A 22302-nucleotide genomic window follows, 5' to 3' on the forward strand; every position below is an offset into this window, starting at 1 on the left:
GAAGAATTTAAGATGAACACAGAAGCATATATGAATGAAGGATACGCAGGATGCTGTGAGGTACAAATTACAGATAACTCTTTGAGGGTGACCTATCCTATGATCGTGATGTATCCGACAGACGTACCGGAACAGGCGGACCGTCTAGGGCAATACCCGTTGGAAGTGGCCAGAGACGCGGCGCCGAGGGAGGGGAAGTTTCGGCTGGTCCTCATGTCACACGGTACAGGCGGTTCGCCGTTTGTGTACGGGTCACTTGCCCGGCATTTGGCACGCAGCGGCTTTATCGTTGGCCTGCCCGAACATCCGCATAATAACCGGAACGATAATAGTTGGGAAGGTACGGTCCCTAACCTCACCTATCGCCCCCGGCATCTTCGCATGGCCGCCGACTGGTTTTTTGAAGATGAGAGGTTCAAGGGGCTTATCCGGCCGGGAAGCTTCTCGGTCATCGGGCATTCCATGGGCGGCTACACCGCGCTGGCAGCAGCTGGCGGCATCCCAACCTCCTTCCCTAATGAGAGCCCAAACGGAAAGCTGCAGCAAATCAATGTTCCTATGGATTCGCGAATCCAGTCCCTAATTTTACTGGCCCCGGCGTCCGTCTGGTTCCGGAATGAGGGGGCATTAAGCGGCGTTCGTCTCCCCATTCTCATGCTGGACGCGGAGCGGGACCCGTACACCCCTCCATTTCACGCTCAGATCATCTTGAAAGGTGTTGCCGAACCACGGATGATTCACTATCGGACGGTGGAGAATGCCGGACACTTTTCCTTCCTGAGTCCTTTTCCGGCTGCGATGATTTCACCCGCCTTCCCCCCCTCACAGGACCCGCCTGGCTTTGATCGTGTGCAATTTCACGAAGCGCTGAAGACCGAGGTAGTACAGTTTCTGTTGACTTATGATTAGGAAACGAAATGTATCGCAAGAGGCTCTGCTTCTCTCGGGGAAACGCGGAGCCTCTTCCGATCCTAGTGCTTATGCTTGGAACGGTAGGCTGCCGGGGTTTCGCCTGTCCATTTTTTGAACACAGTGGAGAAATAGGAGAGGGTATCGAAGCCGGTATCCATGGCAATCTCCCCGATGCTCGCCGTGCTCTCCACCAGCCTCTGCTTCGCCGCTCTGATCCGGCAGTCGTTCAGGTACTCCTTCACGCTCTGGCCGGTCCCGTGCTTGAACACCTTGGCCAGATAATCCGCGGTCAGATATACGCTTGCGGCAACATCCTCCCGGCTGAGGTCCTGGGTATAGTGCTCCTGAATGAACCGTTTGGCCCGCTCGACCACCCCTTCGGACTGCAGCACCTCCTTAATGGAATCCAGCGTCTTATCCGTCAGCGCCTGCGCCCATTTCATGAAGTCGAACACGCTGCTCTCGGCATCCTGGGCCAATTGCTGGCTGAGCTCACCCTCGAAGAGACGATGAGCTTGAATGTGGTGCCGCGCGAGCAGCGAATAGACCACTTGAAGCAGGTCCTCGCGGATCGAATGGAGTGTTGCCGCATCCAGCTTGTTCAGGCTCGTCAGCAGCTCCAGTTCTTTCTTGAGCCGGTTCACAATCTGCGCCTTCTCCTTCTGGACGAACAGCAGGGTGAACAGCTCCGTATCCAGGGTGAAGCGCTCGGTCAGATCTACCTGGAAGGGCTTATTCGGCAAATGCAGCTTCCCCCGGAAAATAATGTTCGCCTCGTCCGCCTGCTCCAGCTCCGTCTTAAGCTGCGCCAGGCGGGAGATCGCCGCAGGCTCACTGAAGTAACAGGTAGCCGTACATTTCAGATACTGTCTGGACAGCCGGATGATCTCTCCGGCGCTCACCTCCAGCTCCTTCATATCCGCCGGATTCTCCACAATGATCGCATTGTAGAATACTTTATCGACCTGATAGGCAATCATCCGGCCGCTGCCCACCCGGCTGCTGAGAATTTCAGAGACCAGGTTCGAGAGGGCATAATGGAAGATGCTCTCATCCCATTCCCGTTCAATCTGGGAGCGGGGAACACTTACCAGCAGCAGCCTGTATTCTGCATGCACCGGAATGGACAGCTCCCGCTTCTGCACCTCACTCTGAATCAGCTGTGGCCGGGGAGAGATTGTCGCCGTCAGCACATCGCTCCAGAAGCTGCGTTCTATCAGATCCTGGTTCTTCAGCCACGCATGGCCCAGCTTGCTGTATTCGCCTAACATAATTTTGTTCTTCAGCGTATCCATAGACTTACGCAGCGCCGCTTCCAGCTCCTGCTTGTCCAGCGGCTTGACCAGATACGAGTCTGCGTCATATGAGATCGCCTGGGAGGCGAAGGTGAAGCTCTCATGACAGGTCAGGAAGATGAATCCGCCCTCATATTGACGCTCTCTGGCCCACTTGATCAACTCAATGCCCGAGCCGCGCGGCATTTCAATATCGCAAATCATCAGATCCGGCTCGCCGTGCTCGAAGAGTTGCTTCGCATCCTGTATATTATGAGCGGTTAGCACTTCCGTAATTCCGAATTCCTCCCAATTCACAATACCGCGCAACGCTTCAATTGTAGGAATATCATCGTCAATCAGCATACAACGCATATTATCCTCCCTCTAAGCCGGGCTGGCCCCATTCGAGTGGCTTCACAGGAATCCATAGCTCAACCCTCGCACCTGTAGTCTCGATATTCGACAGCTTAAGCAGATCTTCCCGTTTGTAGAGCAGTCTGAGAGTCTTGCGGATATTGGCAATGCCCACTCTGCCTCCGTCCTCCCCTGCCTCTTCGCGCTCCGGCTGATCCAGCCATTCAGAAGCGAAGCCCGCCCCGTTATCTTCAATGACAATACTGACAAATGGACTATCGTCCCGCAGCTCCATCCGCACCCTGATGAAAATAGACAGCAGCTCCTGAACGAACATAGCATGCTTGAACGTATTCTCCACAAAGGTCTGAATCATGAATTGGGGAACCGGCACCTGCCGCGCTTCCTCCTGCATCTCGATCATGAAAAAAATCTGCTCAGGATAACGGATCTCCTGCATCCGGATATAATTCTCAGTGTGCCGGATCTCCTCCTCCATCGTCACTTCCATCAGCCCTCCTCTGAACATATACCGGAGGTGCTCGGAGAGGCAGTGGATCAGGCGGCGGATCTCCTCGTTTTTATTCTGATAGGTTAGGCTGGTGATCGTTGAGATCGCATTCAGGAAAAAATGGGGCCGGATCTGCATCTGCAGATACTTGATCTCGGCGCGGCTGATTTCGATCTGTTCTTCATAGGACTGAATCTTCAGATCCTTGATCTCACTGACCATGGACTCCAGCGCATGGAACAGCTTCAGGAATTCCAGGGAATACGGGGTATTCTGCGGAATCTGGTATTCCAGCTGCCCCTGCTCGACCGCCTTCGCCGCCTTCACCAGCTCCAGAATCGGCCTCAGCACATCTCTCGTCAGGAATCTCAGCACCAGCGGCACCACGATGACCGAGAGCACCGCCAGCAGGGCGATCCCCCACTGAATCAGCTTCAGGCCCGAGAACAGACTGCCCTTGGCAACCATTTGAGTCATCTGCCCGAACTCGCCGATCGGTTCAGATACAATCAGGTAATCCCGCTGATACTGCCTGCTTAAGCTCTCAAGCGTCGTATCCCCTTCATTAAGAGAGATATTATTCGCTGCCAGGATCATTCCCTCCGAGTCACTCAGCACATAACGGTTCTTATCATTGCCTCCCCTATCAACCATAGCCAGCAGCGTGTCCGCTTTCACCAGCGTTCCGAAGCTGACTCCTGAATAAGTAATATATTTGAACAAGTAGGACTCGCCGCGGATCTGGAAGACCTTCCATTCCCCGCTATGTTCTGCCGGAGCCGTACTGAATTTATGCATATTGATAAAATCCACCAGAGCCAGCTTATCCTCCGATTGAATCCGGCGGTTGAACTGCTCCAGCACCAGCTCATCCGAGAGCCTGATGAACATGCCGTCGCTCGAATTATCGCCTGCTATTTTTGCCTGCAGGCTATTCTTGAGCTGCTGGACCTTGAAATACCGGCTGTTCTCATCCATCCCCGCCGAATTCACCGCAGTATCCACGTTATGGTCGAACACCTCAATGAGGTCCTTGGAGAAATTGTTGAAGTTATTATGAATATTGGCCTGATAGAGGGCCAGTGTATTACGCGAGCTGGTCAGTGCATTGCTCCGCACCACCTCCAGGGAGTAGATGTTACTCAGAACAAGGATGGACAGCAGGATCGCAAGAATCACTGTCATCTGCAACGCAAATTTGAACACGATACTGTTGGTTCGGATCATCCCCGCCTCTTCCTTTCCCCGGAATTCAGCACGCCCCTGAGCCGATACCTTCTTAGGCCGGACCCAGGGGCGTATAAGTATGCAATTTGCTGTTCTAGTTGTTATATTGATTATGATTAAAAGTTTCTCTTTTTGGGGATGGCCGTGACTCCAGAGAAGTTTTGGACTTCCGGCCGCTGTTGTATACAGATTTCTTAATTATTACCTCTGATCGAGGTGGAAATCCGTATACAAAGGCGGACGCTACCGCTCCTACAGTTCCAAAATTCCCCTCCGCCACTTTTCCCTGTCTGTTTTTATAAAGTTAATCAATAAAGTTAGTTAGCCGCCCAGTCCAGCGCAGCTTCAATATGCTTATCCCAGTACGCCCAGTTATGGTCGCCAGGGCCTTCTTCATAGTAATGGGCGGCCTGCTCGCCTTCCAGGAACTGATGGAACCGGCGGTTCACATCCAGCAGCATATCCTCGGTTCCGCATGCCATATACAGCTCCGGCAGGGCAAGTCCCTGCGCCTTCACATCACGCACCAGCTGCTCAGGGTCTTTGTCGCTGCCAAGCAGCCTACTCAGATCGCCGAAGACGCTGGCATAGTAGGAATAACTGGCAATTCCGTCTTTATAGTCTGGGGAAATATTGGCAACTCTATACGGAATTAAGGCCGAGGATAAGGCGATGATCCGGCCGAAGCGCTCCGCGTATTTCAGGCCGTTGCGGATTGCCCCGTAGCCGCCCATGGATAAGCCGCCGATCCAGGTATCCTCTCTGGCTGCTGATAGCGGGAACAGCTTGCGGGTGAAGTCTACCAGCTCTCTGCCAATATACTCACCGTAGTATTCTTCTCTTAGCTCATCATTGACATAGAAGCGGTTCTCCCCGGCCGGCATGAATACTGCCACCTGGTGCCTGTCTGCCAGCTCCCTGATCCTGGAGAAGTTCAGCCAGTCGTTCTGGCTGCCGGAGAAGCCGTGCAGCAAATAGAGCGATCTCAAGGGCTGGCCCGACCAGGCAGGCAATCCCCAGCCCTCCGGCAGATCCACCGGCAATATGGCCTGGATCGTGACCTCCCGCTTCAGACTTGCCGAGAACAGGCTGATTTGCATTGTAGCCATCATCATTCCCCCTTAACGAATTAGAATCAGACCCAGTATACCGCTTCTTGTCCCTGCTGATCTATATATTCGATAACAGTCTTATAATTCTGCAGGTTAATATGCAGCCGGCAATATGCTGTTCCCTGCTCCCACATCAGCCTGATTTCATCCGCCTCTGCCTCTAGCACCCGGAAGGTTCCATGGAAGGCGCTATACTCATTGCGGAAGCGGATTAGCTTCATCAGCCGCTGCACGACCTCCCGCTCACTCTCCGCTGCAATCTCCTCCAGCGTATAGTTATGGCGGTTAATCTCCCGGCCTTCCCCCGTCAGGGCGACCTGCTCCAGATCATTGCGGCCAGCCAGCAAGCCTACATAATAGACCTGCGGAATACCCGGTACGAAGAATTGAATCGCCCTTGCTGCCAGGTACGCATCGTCATCCTCATTCAGTGCGCTGTAATAGGTGCAGCGGATCTGATGGACATCGAAGCCATCCGGGGCCTTATGCTCCTCGGACAGAATCAGGCTCAGGTTCGCTCCGCGCTCCACGCAGAGATCCACCAGCTCCCGGGCTTCCTTGGTATCGATCAGATCATCCAGGTCGGGCTTCACCGGAACACCGTCATGACAGTCCAGCATCGTGAACTGCTTAGGCGAACGGGTCCGCAGATAGTCGTACAGCGCCGTATTGGATCTGCCGGTAAGCGCCTCAAGCACGCGGTAAGGCAGAATGAAATCATAGATCCAGCAGCCGTATTCCGATAGCTTAGTCTGGATACTGTGATGCGCATGTACCTCCGGCAGCAGCTCTATGTCCAGCGAATCCGCCATCTCCTTAATCCAGTCCAGGAATTCATAGATCTCCGGCTCCACATAGAAACAACTGGTGCCCAGCTTCTTGATCACGTACCCGACCGCATCCAACCTGACAATCTTGACATTCTGCTCTTTGAAGTTCAGGAAGAACTGCCGCAGCAGGTCGCGGGTGAGCGGAGAATGGATATCCAGATCAATCTGCTCGGAAGGATCGGTTTTGCCAAAAGTGGTCCAGACCTTCTCTTCCACCCCTCCGGAGGTAGTGAACGTAGAATAAGGCAGCGGCCGCCGCAGGAACATCTTCTCGATATCCGCACGCGCAGGCTCGCCATTCTCCCAGATCTTGTCCAGGGTGATGAACAGATCCGCATATTCCGAAGCCCGGCCATGCTCCAGGAAGTCCTGGAAATACGGCGATTGCCTGGAGATATGATTGACCATCAGATCCACCAGCACATCGAATTCTTCCCCGATGCTGCGGATGTCCTCCCAGCTGCCGAATTCCGGCTCGATCTCCAGATACGTCAGCGGCGCAAAGCCGCGGTCCCCCGAAGAAGGAAAGGGCGGAAGGATGTGAATCCCCCCGGCAAACAGCCCGGCGAAGGGACCGCGCAGCACCTGATGGAGCTGCTTCAGGTCTCCGCCCAGGGAATCGGGATAGGTAATTAACTGTACTTGATTCTTCAGTGTCATCTTAAGAAGCCTCCTACAGGTTGAATTGTTGCTTAATGACCGCAAGCGCAGGCAGATCGACTACCGCACCGGTGAATTTCAGTTTGTACGCGCTGACAGCAGATCCAAGCTCCAGCGCTTCTGTGAGCGTATATCCTTTGATAATAGCTGTATAGAATCCGGACCAGAAGGCATCTCCTGCTCCCGTCGTATCTTCAATCTGCGTCGCCTTGGTCGCAAAGGACATCGTTTCGCTGCCGGTGGAGACGAGTGCCCCGTCCTTGCCCAGCGTCAGAATGACCAGCTTCGCACCAAGCGCAAGGAATCTGGCGATCTGCTCCTCCGGCGTGCCGGGACCGAACAGACGCTCAGCGTCATCCTCGGAAGGCTTGATGATATCCACCTTCGGGATGATGCTTTTGACATAGGCTACCCCGTCCTCTCCCTTCTGCCAGATCGAGGGATGATAGTTGGGATCGAAGCCGATCAGCACCTTATGCTTCCGCGCCGTCTGGATCACCCGCTCCACCGCCCTACGGGATGGGGTCCTGGAGATCGGCCAGCAGGAGAAGTGGACAATTCTGGAATGAATCAAGGCTTGCTCCAGCGCCTCATTGTACTCCAGCCGGTAATCCGCCGCACGGTAAAAGATTGGAACCGGCGTAGCCTGACTCTTGGTAATCACCACCATACTGGTAGAATCATCGACCTGCTGGATGCCGCTTGTCGCCATTCCGGCGCTCTGCAGCCGGTTGATCAGATAGTTGCCCAGGCTATCCCTGCCCACCGCCGAAGCCACATGCGACCGGATGCCCAGCTTCCCCGCATTAATGGCAATATTTGAAGGCGATCCGCCAAAATAACGGGTATATCCATCACTTACCGTATCCTCGCCGTATTCATTGGAGATCATATCCACGAGCAGCTCGCCCACTGTTAACACATCGTTCGCCTTATCTTCAAATGGTATTGTCTCTCCGAGTTTAAACACCCGCACTCCCCCTTGGTACTCCAGTATCCTTGTGTCATATCCATTCTATGGTCTCTGTGTACACAATACTTTCAAAAACCCGTCCTCTTTTTACAATTTAAGAGTTCAAGGCTCTTGCCAGGGCATGGATGTATCCCTCTCTGGCTCTGCGGCTGACTTCGGCTGCAGGGACAACATGCTCGAAGCCATGATAGCCCCCCGGGTAGAGATGAAATTCCACTTCTACACCGGCCTGTGCCAGCCGGGCCACATAGTCAATCGTCTCATCACGGAACGGGTCGAGCTGTCCGACGCAGGTATAGGCGGGCGGAAGTCCCGCCAGTTGATCCGCACGGCCGGGTGCCGCATACGGGGAGGTGTCTGCGCCCCCGGCAGTACCGCCCAGGTACATCTCCCACGCCACCAGGTTGTTCGCCCGGTTCCACACCGCCGGGTGCGTGACCTCATAACTCGAAGGTGTAATGTTGCGGTCATCCAGCATCGGATACAGCGGAAGCTGGAAGCAGAGGGCAGGACCGCCCTTGTCTCTCGCCATCAGGGCCAGAGCCGCCGCCAGACCGCCGCCTGCACTCGCTCCGCCCACGGCAATCCGGGCCAAATCGATGCTCAGCCCATTGTTGTTATCGGCCAGCCACACAAGCGCTGCATAAGAGTCCTCAATGGCTGCCGGGTACGGATGCTCCGGGGCAAGGCGGTAATCGGGCGACACGACCACACAGTTGGCCGCGAGGACGAAGCTCTCGCATAACGCATCGTCACCGCTCGGCTGGCCCAGAATATAGCCGCCGCCATGGGTCCAGAGTAGGGCAGGCAGCTTATGTTCACTTCGCTGAGCCGGTTCATAAATTCTGATCCGAACCGGCCCGGAGCCGGCAATCAGAACCCGTTCCGTAATGCGGACGCAGTCCGACTGTTCTGTAGGCAACGGGATATTATTCCGGGCTGCGGCCAGATCCTCCGGCAAATGCAGCGGCGGCAGGCCAGCGATCCCTTCCCGTAAATCCGGGGCTACGCGGTAAATGAAATCCATATATATTTCCTCCATATCGTTCGAATGTGAATGAATCCTGCGTGCTTCAAGTGGTCCCCTTCTCCGATAACCGGACGGGAAGAATCGTCTCCAGCGGAACCGGCTCGCCGGCAATCTGCTGAAGCAGATATTGAACAGCCAGCTCGCCCATCTTCTTGATCGGCTGGACGATAGTAGTCAGATCCTCCGCCTCCAAGGCAGCAATTCCGTCATAGCCTACGACCTTGACTTGACCGGGCACGGCTCTGCCCAGCCTTCTGCACTGCTTCAGCACCTGTAGCGCCAGCATATCGCTGCTCGCGAATACGCCGTCCAGCTCAGGGCGTTCCTCAAAAAGACTGCTGACCAGCTTCTCGTAATCCTTATACTTAAATCCGTTCAGATCGGTTTGCCGGACGGTATATTTCACATCTTTCCTCTTGACCTGCTCCAGGAAGGCGTCATGCCTTTGCTTGGCCAGCAGATTGAGGCGCAGATTCCCGCTGAGATAGGCGATGCTCCGGCATTTTTTGCGCAGCAGCAGCCTGGTGGCCAGCACTCCCCCCTGATAGTTATCCGAGGCAATGAACGGAATCGACTTAGAGATCTGCCGGTCCAGCGACACCAGCGGCAGGCTGATTGACTTGTAATCGTTCACGCTCATCGTATGGCTGCCCATGATAATGCCGTCAACCCGGCTGGCCCGCAGCAGATCGATGTATTCTTTCTCTTTTTTCTTATGATGCAGGGAATTGCACAGCATAAGCTTATAGCCTTGTTCATAGGCATAGGCCTCAATATGCTTGGTTACCTCTCCGAAGAACGGATGGGAGATATCCGGCAGAATCAGGCCGATCATATTGGACTTCTTGCGCAGCAAGGAGCGTGCCACCTCACTCGGATGGTAATTCAGCTCCTCCATGGCATCGTTCACCTTTTGCTTCAGACTCTCACTGAGGTATCCCCGGTTATTCAGCACACGGGAGACGGTAGTGACGGAGACGCCGACCTTCTCGGCAACATCTTTGATGGTTACAGCCATCCGTACCTCCTGACCCGGGTCAGCCTTCTTCCTCTGTTCAGCAGAACAAGGCAAGGTTCTATGTTAACCGGTTGATATAATAGGACAGCAGCAGCTTCAAAACTGTAAGAATGGTTTAATTGCAATCTGTACAGCTAAATCGCCGGATATACTGGCGAATCTCAGTTTAGCTGTATTTCGTGCAATTAAGATACCTCTATACCTGGATTTTCGCCCATTCCAGCAAATTTAGTTGTATGAAATACAGTTAGGGAAGGAATACCTTCCTTTTCACTTTTTTTAGTTGCACCGAATACACTTATCTCTGATTATGCGAAAAACTGAACCTAATAAGTTAGGTGGTTTCCTCTTATGATCCAATCCATAAATTTAAACCTGACGCTCTACTAAGGCAGACACTGGCAGGGAAGCTGCCAGTCCTGAGTATCAGGTCGTGCCGCGCTCCACAGCCGTTACCGGGAACGTGTTCACCATCGCCACCGCCTGGCCCTCGATCTGCCGGACCGCCAGCTCCATAATGGCTTCGCTCATCTCTTGAATCGGCTGCCGGACAGTGCTTAGACGCGGTGAGATCATAGAAGCCAGCTGCACATCATCATAGCCCACAATGCGCATGGCTGAAGGAATCTCCTTGCCGAGCAGGTTGCAGGCATGAATGACCTCGGCGGCAATCACATCACTGCTGGCAAATACGCCGTCGATCTCAGGATGCTCCTGGAGGTAGGCGGCGATGGCGGTGTCCCCTCCGGTATAGCTCCCCTCATTGACCTCCAGCTGCAAGTACAGCGGCGCAAGCCCGGCGCGCTTCAGCTCTTCTTCGTACCCCTGCCTTCTCAGGCCGGCCAGCATGAAGTGATGCTGGGGACCGTCGATCCCCCGCTGGATATAGACCGTGTGCCGGCAGCCCTGGCCGGTTAATAACCGGGCAGCCAGCCGGCCGCCCTCCAGATTATCCGAGGTAACCACGGGGATGTCCTCGGAGATTACACGGTCGAAGGAGACGATTGGCAGGTCCAGGTGAAGATAATGCTGCACATCCAGCACGGCACTGCCCATGATGATGGCGTCAACCTGATTTTTTTTGAGCATCTCGATATAATCCACTTCCTTGGAGACGTTGCGGTTGGAATTGCAGAGCAGCAGCTTGTAGCCCTTAAGGTCTGCGTAATATTCAAGATAAGCGGTCAGCTCGGCAAAAAAAGGATGGGAAATCGCCGGGATGATCAGCCCGATCATATTGGATTTTTTGCGGAACAGGGCCCGGGCCATTTCATTCGGCTGATAGTTCATTTCCTTCATCACCCGGTAGACCTTCTCCTTCGTCTTGTCGCTAATATACCCTCTATTGTTAAGGACTCTGGACACTGTATTCACAGAAAGTCCTGCCTGCTTCGCAACATCCTTCAGATTCGCCATAGAAACCACCTTGCTTTTTAGTTCCAATTATAGATGAATTTCGCATGGATTTCAGCTATTGAAGCGTAATCGTCACTGCGGTGTACATTGGGACTTCCCCGCTCCCCCTTATTTCAGCGCCCCTTCTGTGATCCCTTTGATGATCTGTTTTTGCAGGAACAGGTAGATGATCAGCACGGGAATGATCGTCATAATCAGCCCGGCCATCAGCGGCGCATAGTCCACAGAATAGGAGGAGAAGAAGGTATACGTGGACAGCGGCAGTGTCTTCTGATCCGGTGACAGCAGCACCAGGCTGGGCAGAAGATAGTCATTCCAGATCCAGAGCACATCGAGCACCAGCAGGGTGACGAACACCGGCTTCAGCAAGGGCAGCACAATACTGAAAAACGTCCGCAGCGTACTGCTCCCTTCGATAAACGCCGATTCTTCCAGCTCATAAGGAATGCCTTTGATAAAGCCGTGGAACGTGAAGACGCCAAACGGCACTCCGAAGCCGAGATACATGAACAAAAGCGTCAGCTTGGTATTCAGCAGCCCCATATTTCCGTACAGCATGACCATTGGAATCATCAGCACCTGGAAGGGCAGAGCCATGGAGGCCAGCATGAGGAAGAAGAGGATGGAATTCACCTTCCATTTGTAACGGACGAATAAGTACCCGGTCATCGCCGAGAAAATAATAATGATCGTGACGGAAATCCCCGTAATGATCAGTGAGTTCATGAACCCCTGCATAAAGTCCATATTGTCAAAAGCGCTGGCATAGTTCTTGAAATTAATCGTTGTCGGCAGCGACAGCGGGCTCTCGAAGAATTGCTGGGTGGTCTTGAAGGAGTTCATAATAATCAGCAGGAACGGTGTTAAAAAGGCCAACAGCAGCAGGTACAGGAATCCTGTCCGCAGGCCCGGGAGGATGCGCCGGTTAGCATTCATTAAGATTCCACCTCCAGCTTCTTCAGCAGATAGGATTGCGTCAAGGCGATAATCGCGACGACAGCGAACAGAACGACTGCCTCTGCCTGGCCGACACCGTATTGATTGGACAGGAAGGCTTTTTGCACGATATGGTAGGTGGCCAGCTCCGTTGAATTGAACGGTCCGCCCTTGGTTAACGCCAGGTTGATGTCATACGTTAAGAAGGATCGGGACAGGGAGATGAAAATACAGATGACGATCGCAGGAACCGTCAGCGGCAGGATGATTCTACGGATCACTGAAGTCCGCCCCGCTCCGTCAATGCTCGCCGCCTCCAGTACATCATTCGGAACGCCTGTGAAGCCCGCGATATAAATGATCATCAGATACCCGACCAGCTGCCAGGCGGTCGCAATGATCAGCGCCCAGAATGCCGTCCCCGTATTCGTCAGCCATGAGGTCTGAAACAGCTCCCAGCCGTATTTAGCGCCAAGGTAAGGCAGCACCTGTGAGAAAAGCGTCTGCCACAGGTAGCCGAGTACGATCCCGCCGACCAGATTGGGTGTGAAGAACCCTGTCCGCAGCCATTGTTCCCCTCTCCCGCCTCTCGTCAGGGCGAGTGCGATGAAGAAAGCGAACACATTGGCAATCACCACAGTGAAGAAGACATACTTCAGGGTGAACCACAGCTGCTGAAGGAACACCTTATCCCTGAACACCTCCAGATAATTCGTGAAGCCGATCAGGCTGCTGTCGCCTGTCCGGACATCCCAGTTCGTGAAGGTCAAATATAAGCCGACGATGAACGGTATGATCACAACGGCGGCAAAAGCGAAGATAGAGGGACCTCCGAAGACCAGAAACGTCCCCGCATTCTTCAGTGATAGCTTTTTGTTCATAGTGCTGCCCCCTTTCCTCTTAACAGGCTGAACTGGAGAATATCCCGGTTCAGCCTGTTCTTTTAGCACAAACGAAGAAATTCTCTATTTCCCTGCATACGATTTCCAGTAATCCTGAACCTCCTGCGCCAGCCCCTGGCGGTCGATATTGCCTACCAGATACTTCTGCATCGCAGCTCCGGTCTTGGCCCAGTAATCCTGTGGCAGGTAATTGATGACACCGATGTTGATAATCTTCCCTTGCTTCACGTATTCGCTGACAGCGTTAGACATGACGTTCGTGCTCTTCGCCTTAAGATCCTTGTACGGCATGGACAGCCCCATATCGGTAATAATGGCCTTTTGTCCGTCCTCACTGCTGACCATCCATTCGATGAACGCTTTGGCGGCTTCCTGCTGCTCCGGCGTAGACTTTGAATCATCGATGGCGAACAGCTTAGGCTCGCTGTAGGCGACTTGCGTGTTACCGAAGTCCTCCGGGTTATTGCTCACCGGCAGCGGCAGGATACCGAAGTCGGCATCTCGGCCTTCCAGTGTTCCAATCACCGCCCAGCTCCAGTCTCCCATGAAGTAGAAGGCGGCAGCTCCCTTGGCGAAATCCGCGCTGTCGCGGTTATAATCGGCAACGAGCGGGTCGCTCTTACGCGCGTTGTATTTTTTCAGCAGATCGAAGGTATCCATCAGTCCGGTGAACTGCGGATTCTCCGTCAGTTGAACCTGCCCGTTCTTCAGCTCCTCCACGAACTTCCGGTTGTCCTCCACCTTCTGCGACTGCAGGGAATAGGTCAATCCCAGATAGTGGGCGCCGAGCGACCAGTCTGCTCCGTGAAGCATGACCGGTGCTTTGCCGGAGGCTTCGATCTTCTTGAAAACCGCTTCGAGATCATCACGGGTCTTCACCGATGCAGGATCAAAAGCACCGCCGATACCCTCTTCTACCGCACGCTTGTTGTACAGCAGACCGTAGCCTTGGGCAGTCCAAGGAATACCCAGGAATTGTCCGTCCAGCAATGCGCCATCGATGGCTCCCGGATTGGTCAGCGCTTCATACTTCGCCTTCTCCGGCTCTAAATCCAGAAAATCATCCTTATATTGAAGTATGGTGCCTGCATCCAAGTTCACGATTGTCGCCGGATTGCCGGAGGCCAGCAGGGATTGGAACTTCTCAAGCTGCGCGCCGCCGATCGGTGTAGGAATCAGTTCAATTGTCACCTGCGGATTCTGCTCATGATACTTCTTGAACAGCTCCTCGAACACTGTGTTCACTTCTGCGGAGGTATTGAAGAACGTGAGCTTAACGTCCTTGGAGGCTTGCTCTGTTTGTGTTCCCTCATTCCCCTTGTCTTCCTTGCCAGCATTGGTTGCTGAATTCCCTTTGGAGCAGCCTGCCAGTAACCCGGTGACCACCGTCAGAGCGATAGCGAAGCTTGCAGCTTTTCTCAATTTCAACTGAATTCCCCCCATACTTATGATTGTTTTGAATGCGCATACATTTCGGATGCAATTTTATGATAACCGGTTAACATATTTATGTCAATCGGTTATCATATTTAAATTTTAGCTAATCAAGAGGAGTCAATATGGCTCTTGCAGCGGGGAAAAAGCATCGGGCCCATACGCCCACATGGCTGCTGATTGTATTCGGTTTTTCGCATACATTTCGCCCTCAGCCCCCGCAGCCGCCGATTGTATTCGGTTTTTGGTATACATCCGGCCCGCGCACCTCCCCCGCTCCAATTGTAATCGGTTTTTCGACCACATTCCTCCCACGCGCCTCCGCCGCGCCCAATGTAATCGGTTTTTCGACCACATCCGGCCCAAGCGCCCTCACCGCTGTCCAATGTAATCGGTTTTTCGACCACATTCCGCCCACGCGCCTCCGCCGCGCCCAATGTGGTCGGTTTTTCGACCACATCCGGCCCACGCACCTCCCCCGCTCCAATTGTAATCGGTTTTTCGATTACATTCCGCCCCCCCAGCGCTCGCCGCTGCCTATTGTGTTTGGTTCTAGCAGGCCAGCAGCAAAAAAGGCTTCAGCCCAAATGAGCCGAAGCCTTTCCCCCTACAATTTCCCCCGGTAATCCTGGGGCGTCATGCCGAACTGCTCCTTGAATACTTTGATGAAATATTGGCTGTTGGCGTAGCCTAGCTGCTCGGAGATCTCATAGATCTTCAGCTCGGAGTTGCGGAGGCTTGCTACGGCCTGCTCCATCTTCCTATTCAGGATATACTCGCTGATGCTGATCCCGCTGACCTGCTTGAACAGTCTGGAGACATATGCCGGATGAAGCGAGACCGCGTCCGCAACGAATTGCTGGCTGGCCTCTGCCAGATTAGACGCGATACAGCTCTGCATCTCCTTGACGATGCCCATCCGGTTATTCTGTGTATCCCGTTCGAGCTTGCCCTGCAGGGTATCCACCAGCGCCTCACCCCAGCTGACCAGTTGGGACACGGAACGGAAGAGGGTCTTATCCAGCAGCTCCCGCCCGACCAGATCGGAGAGCAGGCTATGATTCTTATGGGCAATATAGTGAAAGGAGCCGAGAATCATAGTACGGATCTCCTCAATATATTCTTCGTTATACGACGGCAGGTTGTTGCTGAATTCTCTCAACTGCTGCAGCCGTTCCTTATACCCCTGCCACTGGCCGGTCTCCAGCAAATGCATCAGTGTCGGGGAAGCATATAAGTCCTTGAGCGGCTGGACCGGCGAGCTCTTCTGCTTGTCCGTCAAGGAGATGAAATAGCCCTGGTCATTGCCCACTTGCTGTCTTAACGCCGACTGGGAATCCTCATACATGGCGCGGATATCCAGCGGGAATTCCCCCGGGTAGGACAGAATAACCGAGATTCCGCCATTCAGATATTCATTCACACTGCTGTGCAGCTGATGGGTATTATGGGTTAGCTGCTTGAGAATCTTGTCCGGGTCAACCGCCCCCGCTTCACTGCTCTTCACAATAAACACCAGGTTCTCGTAAGCATCCCGGCCATGCCACAGCTCGAAGCCCGGGCCCAGCAGCTCGCAGGCAATGTTCGTCACCGCGTATTCAAAGAGCAATTGGCTGTCCGGCCCGAAGTTCGTGAAATGCTCCTCCAGACGGATCAGAATCAGGAAGACCCGGTCGTTCAGCTGAAAATCAATCTGATATCCGCCAAGCTTGTCCTTCAGCCGTTCCTGCGGATAGGATTTGCCCTGAATCAGCTCGGCCAGCAGCTTATCCTTCAGCGCCGGGAGATGCTCCCGGAAGGCCAGCATCGCCTGCTCATAAGATGCCGTCCGGTCGATTTCCTTCTTAATCGTCTTAATCGTGCTCTCCAGAGCAGCACGCAGCTTCTGGTGATCCAGCGGCTTAACAAGATACTCTGCCACCCCATACTGAAGGGCTTCCCTGGCATATTCGAACTCGGCGTAGCCGGTTAGCAGAATACACTTGATCCTCCGGTGGGTCTTCCGCACCTGCTTCACCAGCTCCAGCCCGCTCATCCCGGGCATGGCGATATCCGTAATGACTATATCAACCGGGTATTGCCCGATCATCTGTATGGCTTGGGCGCCGGAGTAGGCTTTATATACTTTTTCAATCCCGAAGTCCTGCCATGGAAAAGCAAGCTCCAGATCATCTACGACATATTGTTCATCATCTACCAGCAGAATTTGCAGAATGAGCTTCTCCCTCCTTTTCAATCCGAATCCGGTAACAGGTGCCTTCGGACAGCACGGAGTCTACGGATAACCCGGAGTCCTTGCCAAAATACAATCGCAGCCGCTGATTTACATTCCTTAGCCCCGTTCCGAGCTGTTCATTGCTGATAATATTATCCTCGATATGGCGGCGGACCGCGCCGAGCCGTTCTTCCGTCATGCCGATTCCGTTATCCTTCACGGTAATCAGAAGATACGAATCATCTTCCTCGGCGGCAACCGAGATGATGCCGGGCCTCAGGCCCGGTTCAATGCCATGCTTAATGCAGTTCTCCACGAGCGGCTGCAGAATCATCCTTGGCAACCGGTATCTGCCCGCCTCCGCTGTGACACCGAATTCGAAGGTGATCTCTCTTTTGCGCAGATGGACCATGTGCAGATAATGCTCGACGAAATCCAGTTCATCCTGGAGCGTAGAATCCAGCTGTTCAATCTTATGAATGTACCGGCAGTAGGAAGCCAGATGCAGCGTCATCGCGGTGACCGCATGATAATCTTCGATGCTTGCTTTGCTCTGAATGAAATTCAGGCAGTTATAGAGAAAATGCGGATTAATCTGCGCCTGATACTGCTTCAGCTTCGCTTCCTTCACTTCAAGCTCGCCCAGCAGAACCTGCTCGATCAGTGTCTGGGTATTCTCCGCCATCCGGTTAAAGGAATTGCCCAGCACCTTGAACTCATTGACCTGCAGATCGACGGCACGGCTGGAAAAGTCGCCCCGGTCGAACCGGTCGATCGCCTTGCGCAGCATAATCACCGGCTTCTGCACCTGACGGCGAAGAAGCAGCGTGTAGAACATAATACCCACCAGCACCACCAGTACCGCATAGAGGAACAGCCGGTTATTGCGGTTAATCGGTTCGATATACTGGCGCTTGGGATAGGCGTCTATGAAATACAAATCCAGCATGTCCGACTTCATATAGTTAATCAGATACTCTGCACGATTCTCTGTAGCGGAGATGGTTCCCCGGTTCCCGTTAATCCCAGGACTGATCGACTGTAACAGCTCCTGCGGAAATGCTGCCCCCGGCTGAATAAAGGCCCGCTCAGAAGCATCGTACAGCAGCGGCATACCGGAGACATACTGATCCATCATTTTCACCAGATTATCCAGCGAAATCCTGACTTCAATTAACAGCGAGCTGATATGACTGCGCATGATGTTGGAGTAATATCCCTTGCCTTCCTTATCCATGTGCAGCACCCAGCGGTTCCGCGCCTGCTCCGGAGGGCTGAAGGTGCTGAAGGAGAATGAGGAATCAGAGGATACCGTCTCTTTCTCATCCTCATAGTACAGAATAACCGTATTCTTCCAGGAGGTAGAGGCGGTGTTCAGGGCGAGCTTATCGATGATGGTCAGCTTCATCTCATATTTGGAATATTGATCCCCGAACTTCAGAATATAAGGATATCCACGCACAGACTGGTCCTGTGACAAAGTAATGGTATTTGTCAGCACCTGTTCAAATTGCGTGGATAGCTGGGAGGTCATGAATTCAACCTCGTACATTTTATTTTTTCTCAGCTCATTCTGAATGTCCTTCACGTTCAGCCGGTAGATGAGCCAAAACGCACCTACGATGATCAGCAGCATCAGCATCAGAACAAACGACAGCCACTGAAAGATAGACAGACGATATTTCACATTGCCCTCCTCCAAATGAAAGGACGGCCTGGGGGCCGCCCTGATTCTCCGTATCTTTACTTCGATAGAGATTGATACCATTCATTGACCTCTGTGGTCACTTTGTCGCCGCCTGTAGTCTTCCATTTCTCTACAAAGGTATCGAATTCGTCTACCGGCGCTTTGTCATAAATAATTTTGTTCAGAATTTCCTTCTCCAGCTTCTCCAGCATATCTCCACGGGAGAGCTGAGTTTCAGTAGGCGTACCTGTGAACATCTCAGGCATTACACTGTCCTTCTGATCGACGATGATTTTGGCTGCTAAGATCTGCTCAGGAATACGCTCGGACAGATTCTTCTCATACTGGTTAGCAGGCTCAGCGCCGCCAGCCAGCTTGGCCAGTGTATTCATCATCAGGTTAGGAATAATGGCTCCATCGTAAGTCAGGGTATAACGGATCGCATCCACCCAGCCGCCTGGAATCTTATCCGTATCCTGCTCTTTCAGGACGGTTCCGTCTTCAGCGATATCATAATCGTAGCCTTTGGCAAAGCCGTTCACGAAGGTTGTACTGTCCGGGTTAGCCCAGTTATCAAACAGATAGTTCTGGTAGACGAAGAATGCGTCTTTATGCTCCATATCCTTGTTGATCAATACAGCACCGGAGGCGATCTTCGTGCCGTGTCTGCCTACCTTGCCATCCGGGCCTGCCGGAAGCGGATAAGCCTTATGCACTGCACCTGGAACGTTCTTCTGCAGATCCGGCAGCGGCCAGCCTGTCATCCAGTAAGGGCCGACAATGATACCGGCTTTGCCTGCTGTAAAAGCTTCTGTGGCTTTGTTCTCATCATACAGACCGGATTCGGAGGAGATATAGCCTTCTTTCATCCATTTCTGCATCGTTGCCAAGCCTTCCTTCATCTCCGGCTGGACAGAGCCGTAAGCGAGCTGGTTGTCCGCCGTCTTGTTCCACTGGTTAGGCATGGCGCCGAACATCCCGAAGACCCATCCGGCTTCCGACATCCATGTGTTCAGATTGTTTTTGAAGCCCACAGCCAGTCCCGTTGTATCTTTCTTGCCGTTGCCGTCAGGGTCCTGGTTCGTGAATGCATCGAGCACGGTTTCCAGCTCAGCCAGATTCGTCGGAGCCTTAAGGTTCAGCTTCTTCAGCCAATCCTCACGGATATACATAACCGGGTCATTATTATAAGCGTTTTCCAGAATCGGGATCCCCATCCGCTTGCCGTCTCTCATGTAGGGATTCCATACGGTTGGCTCTTCCGCCATCGCTTTTTTGTAGATATCGGAAGCATATTTGTCGAACAATTCGCCCGCATCGGTGAACTGGCCGCTGTCAATCAGATCAGAGATCAGGGAAGGGCTTCCACGGAATGAGATGATGTCCGGCATTTTTTCACCTGAGGTCAGCATCAGGCGCAGCTTGGTTTCATAGGCGTTGTTCTGGTCACTTACGGTCCAGAGATACTTGATGTCAATACCCAGCGTATCCTTGGCCCATTTGGTGTGCACGTTATTTTCAATATTTTCGCCATTCTTGAATTTCAGGCTGCTTGCGATGGGAAATACGGTTGAGATGGTTACCGGTTCTGTATATTTGCCATTCTCAAAGGGAGCCGAATACATAGCGTCTTCGCTTGCCGCCGGCTTGTTGTCCCCTTCCGCCTTCTTGTTGTCAGCATTTCCGCCGCATCCGGCCAGCAAGCTGCCCAGCATGACTGTGGATAACACTGCCGCCGCAGAGAATTTCATTTTCTTTATCATTTAATCTTGCACCCCTTTAATTAAAATTTAATCATATTAATTATATGAGTCAATCTTTTTCAGCTTTCAGCGCGTGCATCACCCCCTTTAATAGGAAGGACGGCTATTCCTTAACCGCCCCGAGGACAATTCCCTTCACGAAGAAACGCTGCAGGAATGGGTACACGATGAGGATCGGTGCCATCCCGATGAAGATCTGAGCGGCTTTGACCGTTCTTTGCGAGATATTCTCCAGATCCTCCGGCCGTACAGTCACCTTACTGAAGTCCTGCTGGACAATGACTGACTGCAGGAAGGTCGCCAGCGGATAGTTGCGGTGATCCGTCATATACAGCAGGCCGTCGAACCAAGAGTTCCAGTGACCGACAATCGTGAACAGCGACAGTGTAGCAATAGCCGGCATGGATACCGGGAGATACACGCTGAACAGTGTTCTGAAATGACCTGCGCCGTCGATGAAGGCGGCTTCTTCCATTTCTTTGGGCACGGCCCGGAAGAAGTTAAGCAGCAGAATGATATTCCATACCGAGACGGCTCCTGGCAGAATCAGCACCCATAAGGAGTTCATCAGGTGCAGCTTCTGAATCAGAATGTACATTGGCACCAGACCGCCGCTGAACAGCATGGTGAAGACCAGCAGCCAGATATACATGTTCCGGCGTCTGAACCGGGCGTTCTCTTTGGACAGCGCATAGGCAGCCAGAATGACTACCCCCATGCTGAACAGCGTTCCCAGCACCGTGCGCTGCAGCGTCACCCAGATGGACCTGGTGAAATTCTCATTGGCTACGGTCTTGGTGTAGGCGTCCACCGTGAAATCTACCGGCCACAGACCCACCAGATTGGCATTGGCTGCCGATTTCCCGCTGAATGATACAGCAAGAACGTGAATCAGAGGGACAACACACATAATTGAAACTGCGATCATCAGGATATAGTTGAACACGGTGAAAATGCGGTAAGGTTTTGTTTTATGATACATGCCCTATTAGCCTCCATTCTAGAAAATACGGTAGTTAGCAAATTTATACGAAAGGCGGTAAGCTGTTACGATCAAGACAAAGCTGACAACGGATTTGAACAATCCGACCGCTGTGGAGAAGCTGAACTTACCGTCAACAATTCCTAGTCTGTAGACAAATGTATCGATGATGTCCCCTTTATCGAAGACAAGCGCGTTATACAGGTTAAAGATCTGGTCAAAGCCTCCGTTAAGCACGTTACCCAGCGCCAGTGTTCCTACCACGATGGTAATCGGCAGCATGGCCGGCATCGTAATCGACCATGTCTGCTGCCAGCGTCCTGCTCCGTCTACCTCAGCCGCTTCATAGAGTGCCGGGTTAATTCCCGCCAGGGAGGCCAGGAAGACGATAGTGTTGAAGCCGAACTCTTTCCAGACATCACTCACTACTACGACAAACCGGAACCAGTTCCCGTCACCCAGGAAGAAAATCGGCTGGATGCCGAATACACTGACCAGCACCTGGTTGATCAGGCCGCCGTCTCTGGCCAGCAGGTCGGAGAGAATACCGCCCAGGATCACCCATGACAGGAAGTGGGGCATATAGACAATGGTTTGTACCATTTTTTTGAATGCCATCTTGCGGATCTCATTCAGCAGCAGTGCGAATAAGAAAGGAACGATCAGGTTGGCGATCATTTTCAGACCGGCAATAATCAGTGTGTTCCAGATGATCTGAACGTTCTCGGGAATACTGAACAGATATTCAAAATGCTCCAGCCCCACCCACTTGGAGGCGCTAAAGCCTAAGCCCGGCTTGTAATTCTTGAAGGCAATCGCAAGGCCCGTCATTGGAATATAGGCGAAGATCACGGTTAGGATCAAAGCCGGCAGAACCATCAGATCGAGACTAAGGTTCTTGGTCCATTTCGATTTTTTTCGGGGACTCCCCGCATTGATATCCAGTTTCTCGCCTTTTACGCTGGCTGGCGTAACCATGTTTTTCATGCTTCTGCTCCCCTTTGCTGGTCAACGTGTATCCGTTTACTTTGTTTATAAATTAATCATACCTAGCCGGACATGA

The 22302-nt window shown here is 52.9% G+C and carries 18 protein-coding genes; 1 reads left to right on the forward strand and 17 read right to left on the reverse strand.

Going from position 1 to position 22302, the window contains the following annotated elements; translation table 11 throughout:
• Window positions 1–12: 12 nt before the first annotated feature.
• On the forward strand, window positions 13–909 hold the full coding sequence (locus tag NST26_RS23200) for an alpha/beta hydrolase family protein (protein WP_340951015.1): 897 nt from the start codon (window positions 13–15) through the stop codon (window positions 907–909).
• A 62-nt stretch (window positions 910–971) separates the two neighbouring features.
• Here NST26_RS23200 and NST26_RS23205 read toward each other — a convergent pair whose 3' ends face one another.
• The 17 genes from NST26_RS23205 to NST26_RS23285 all read right to left on the reverse strand — a co-directional run bounded on the left by NST26_RS23205 (window position 972) and on the right by NST26_RS23285 (window position 22217).
• Window positions 972–2561, reverse strand: a complete 1590-nt coding sequence (locus NST26_RS23205) for a helix-turn-helix domain-containing protein (protein ID WP_340951012.1) — start codon at window positions 2559–2561, stop codon at window positions 972–974.
• A 1-nt stretch (window position 2562) separates the two neighbouring features.
• A complete protein-coding gene (locus tag NST26_RS23210; RefSeq protein WP_340951009.1) occupies window positions 2563–4281 on the reverse strand; it encodes a sensor histidine kinase in 1719 nt (572 codons plus the stop codon).
• Window positions 4282–4598: 317 nt separating this feature from the next.
• Window positions 4599–5390, reverse strand: a complete 792-nt coding sequence (locus NST26_RS23215; RefSeq protein WP_339310753.1) for an alpha/beta hydrolase — start codon at window positions 5388–5390, stop codon at window positions 4599–4601.
• A gap of 26 nt (window positions 5391–5416) precedes the next feature.
• Entirely contained in the window at window positions 5417–6883 is a 1467-nt protein-coding gene (gtfA, locus tag NST26_RS23220) for a sucrose phosphorylase (protein ID WP_340951007.1), read from the reverse strand.
• A 13-nt stretch (window positions 6884–6896) separates the two neighbouring features.
• Window positions 6897–7853, reverse strand: coding sequence for a carbohydrate kinase family protein (locus NST26_RS23225; protein ID WP_340951004.1), 957 nt, complete (start codon window positions 7851–7853; stop codon window positions 6897–6899).
• 97 nt (window positions 7854–7950) lie between these two features.
• Window positions 7951–8883, reverse strand: coding sequence for an alpha/beta hydrolase (locus tag NST26_RS23230; RefSeq protein ID WP_340951002.1), 933 nt, complete (start codon window positions 8881–8883; stop codon window positions 7951–7953).
• A 46-nt stretch (window positions 8884–8929) separates the two neighbouring features.
• On the reverse strand, window positions 8930–9904 hold the full coding sequence (locus NST26_RS23235) for a LacI family DNA-binding transcriptional regulator (RefSeq protein ID WP_340950999.1): 975 nt from the start codon (window positions 9902–9904) through the stop codon (window positions 8930–8932).
• Between the two features lie 426 nt (window positions 9905–10330).
• Entirely contained in the window at window positions 10331–11320 is a 990-nt protein-coding gene (locus NST26_RS23240; RefSeq protein WP_036724067.1) for a LacI family DNA-binding transcriptional regulator, read from the reverse strand.
• A gap of 108 nt (window positions 11321–11428) precedes the next feature.
• Window positions 11429–12256: a carbohydrate ABC transporter permease gene (locus NST26_RS23245; protein ID WP_209877511.1), complete on the reverse strand. Its 828-nt coding sequence runs from the start codon at window positions 12254–12256 to the stop codon at window positions 11429–11431.
• A complete protein-coding gene (locus NST26_RS23250) occupies window positions 12256–13137 on the reverse strand; it encodes a carbohydrate ABC transporter permease (protein WP_036699404.1) in 882 nt (293 codons plus the stop codon). Before NST26_RS23250 ends, NST26_RS23245 begins: the two co-directional genes overlap by 1 nt.
• A gap of 84 nt (window positions 13138–13221) precedes the next feature.
• Complete coding sequence (locus NST26_RS23255; protein WP_340950997.1) at window positions 13222–14586, reverse strand: ABC transporter substrate-binding protein; 1365 nt, start codon at window positions 14584–14586, stop codon at window positions 13222–13224.
• Window positions 14587–14803: 217 nt separating this feature from the next.
• Window positions 14804–15001 (reverse strand): hypothetical protein, encoded by a 198-nt coding sequence (locus tag NST26_RS23260; RefSeq protein ID WP_340979841.1) that lies wholly within the window; start codon window positions 14999–15001, stop codon window positions 14804–14806.
• 198 nt (window positions 15002–15199) lie between these two features.
• Window positions 15200–16828 carry a response regulator gene (locus tag NST26_RS23265; protein WP_340979842.1) on the reverse strand — a complete coding sequence of 543 codons (1629 nt, stop codon included), beginning with the start codon at window positions 16826–16828 and terminating at the stop codon, window positions 15200–15202.
• Window positions 16782–18494 carry a sensor histidine kinase gene (locus NST26_RS23270; RefSeq protein WP_036724072.1) on the reverse strand — a complete coding sequence of 571 codons (1713 nt, stop codon included), beginning with the start codon at window positions 18492–18494 and terminating at the stop codon, window positions 16782–16784. The genes NST26_RS23265 and NST26_RS23270 overlap by 47 nt, the downstream gene beginning before the upstream one ends.
• Window positions 18495–18550: 56 nt before the next feature.
• Window positions 18551–20257, reverse strand: coding sequence for an extracellular solute-binding protein (locus NST26_RS23275; protein ID WP_036724073.1), 1707 nt, complete (start codon window positions 20255–20257; stop codon window positions 18551–18553).
• Between the two features lie 103 nt (window positions 20258–20360).
• Entirely contained in the window at window positions 20361–21239 is an 879-nt protein-coding gene (locus NST26_RS23280; protein WP_036724075.1) for a carbohydrate ABC transporter permease, read from the reverse strand.
• A gap of 18 nt (window positions 21240–21257) precedes the next feature.
• On the reverse strand, window positions 21258–22217 hold the full coding sequence (locus NST26_RS23285; protein ID WP_445323379.1) for an ABC transporter permease: 960 nt from the start codon (window positions 22215–22217) through the stop codon (window positions 21258–21260).
• Window positions 22218–22302 lie beyond the last annotated feature (85 nt).

Origin of the sequence: Paenibacillus sp. FSL R7-0128, from assembly GCF_038002245.1 — a bacterium.
In the GTDB taxonomy this organism is placed as follows: domain Bacteria; phylum Bacillota; class Bacilli; order Paenibacillales; family Paenibacillaceae; genus Paenibacillus_AQ; species Paenibacillus_AQ silagei.